The organism is Geobacillus sp. FJAT-46040 (assembly GCF_002335725.1).
In the GTDB taxonomy this organism is placed as follows: Bacteria; Bacillota; Bacilli; order Bacillales; family Anoxybacillaceae; genus Geobacillus; species Geobacillus thermoleovorans.
In genome coordinates this window covers 1-704 of the sequence record NZ_NISS01000004.1, presented here as the reverse complement: position 1 = coordinate 704, position 704 = coordinate 1, and the positions used below count along the sequence as shown (strand labels likewise).

Below are 704 nucleotides of genomic sequence, written 5' to 3'. Positions count from 1 at the left end.
ATCGCTGCCGGCGGCATCATCGCCCCGATCATCCCGCCGAGCATCCCGATGATCATTTTCGGGGTCACAAGCGGCGTGTCGATCACGAAGCTGTTTATGGCCGGCATTGTTCCCGGGATTTTGCTTGGCATTTCATTGGCCATCTGCTGGTGGTGGGTGACCCGAAGAGATCAAGCGGAAGTGCTTCCACGTCAGTCGGCGAAAGAGATTTGGCGGGCGACCCGCGAGGCGTTTTGGGCGCTGCTGCTGCCGGTGATCATTGTCGGCGGGCTGCGCGGAGGGGTGTTTACGCCGACCGAGGCGGCGGTCGTGGCTGCGTTTTACGCGTTGTTTGTCGGTCTGTGCATTTACCGCGAGCTGAAAGTGAAAGACTTGTTCCACGTGCTCGTGGCCGCGGCGAAAACGACAAGCGTCGTCATGTTTTTGGTGGCCGCCGCCATGGTGTCGGCCTGGCTCATTACAGTCGCCAACATTCCGTCGATCGTGACAGATGTGCTCGCGCCGCTCATCGACCATCCGCTGGCGCTGCTTTTGGCCATTAACGCCTTGGTGCTGTTGGTCGGAACGGCGATGGACTTGACGCCGACAGTGCTCATTTTGACGCCGGTGCTGATGCCGATTATTGAAAAAGCGGGAATCGATCCGGTGTACTTCGGGGTATTGTTTATTTTAAACAACTGCATTGGGCTGCTCACGCCGCCGGT

At 58.5% G+C, this 704-nt stretch carries 1 protein-coding gene; it reads left to right on the top strand.

The window, feature by feature from the left end:
* Positions 1 to 704: TRAP transporter large permease subunit (locus CD000_RS17915; protein ID WP_143425291.1), on the top strand; the 704-nt coding region annotated here is incomplete at both ends.